The 1,104-nt window shown below is 56.3% G+C and carries 3 protein-coding genes; 2 read left to right on the forward strand and 1 reads right to left on the reverse strand.

From position 1 onward, the window contains the following. On the forward strand, positions 1-382 hold a 382-nt coding region (locus tag V6D20_19705; GenBank protein ID HEY9818010.1), incomplete at its 5' end, for a hypothetical protein. Positions 383-478: 96 nt separating this feature from the next. Beyond that, positions 479-874, forward strand: a complete 396-nt coding sequence (locus tag V6D20_19710) for a hypothetical protein (GenBank protein HEY9818011.1) — start codon at positions 479-481, stop codon at positions 872-874. A gap of 48 nt (positions 875-922) precedes the next feature. Here V6D20_19710 and V6D20_19715 read toward each other — a convergent pair. Continuing rightward, on the reverse strand, positions 923-1,104 hold a 182-nt coding region (locus V6D20_19715; GenBank protein HEY9818012.1), incomplete at its 5' end, for a hypothetical protein.

Here is a 1,104-nt window from a genome sequence, read left to right on the forward strand (position 1 = left end):
CCTCCTTCACGGCCCACTGATCCTCGATTCAGGGCCGCAACTTCCTCGTCTACTGGTCTTAGTGCTGCCGCAGCTGACTTTGCAGAACCAAAACCAAACACTCCGGGTGGTGGCGTTGGTGTTGGTGTTCCTACCAATTCGTTCTCCTCCTTGGACCGTGATATCAGGGATAGAGATCGCGAGTTTGACCGAGACCGAGATGTTCATCCCAGGGATCGTGATGTTCATCCCAGGGATAGAGAGAGGGACAGAGATAGTATTCATCCTCGTGATCGCCTGGTGGGACCGCCTCCCACTTCTCCCTATCCCAAATCTCCTGGAACCAGCAAACCACTTGAATCTGCTGGGCATGCTCACCATGAACCGCCTTTACCGAGCTTGAAGCCAACGGCGCCACCACAGCGGTTGAGTTCTTACAGCAGCCTGGGAGGAGGGGGTTCATACAGTAGCTTGGCTGAAAATGCGACCGCCGCAGCTGATGAACGCCCATTTCGTGATCGTGACGGGCCAAACCCAGCACAAGATCGCCCTTACCATCCACGTGAACGAGACGCTGCTGTCCCTCCTCCTCGCCAGGACAGGTCAATTTCCCGTGATCGAGATAGAGATATCCCAGCTCCTTCACAAGCAGAAAGAACCTTTCATCGCGATCGTGATATCGATCGTGAGCGAGACCGGGATAGAGACAGGGAGCACCTTTATCCCCCAGCCGGCGGTCTTGAAGTTAGTCGGTCTTCTTCTAGATCTGACTTTCGTCAAGGTGGGCCACGAGACCAACCCCGCTCCCCTTCTCAGAGAAATCGTCCTTTGGCTTTTGGTGCTACTGTTGGTAGTGAGCCCCGGACCATTCAGCGGACTAGTAGTAATACCTTAAGTGGGTCTCCGGCACCCCCTCTGTCTTCTCCAGCGCCCCCTGCAGCAGCTACTGGAGCTTCGCCTGTTCCACCAGCGCAAGCTCAGGCACAACAAGCCCCTGTACCGGCACCAGCAAGACCGGCTTTCCATCGCAAAGACCCACGATTTGCAAAGCAGCAGCAACAACAACAGGAGGCTGCTGTGGCCGCTGCAGCTGCTGCCGCTGGGATAGCTCCCGCAGTCCAGCCA

The organism is Candidatus Obscuribacterales bacterium (genome assembly GCA_036703605.1).
In the GTDB taxonomy this organism is placed as follows: Bacteria; Cyanobacteriota; Cyanobacteriia; order RECH01; family RECH01; genus RECH01.

Bases quoted from the DNA above. Each gene is read 5' to 3' on its own strand.
- V6D20_19710 (HEY9818011.1), top strand. From the start codon at position 479: ATGAACGCCCATTTCGTGATCGTGACGGGCCAAACCCAGCACAAGATC.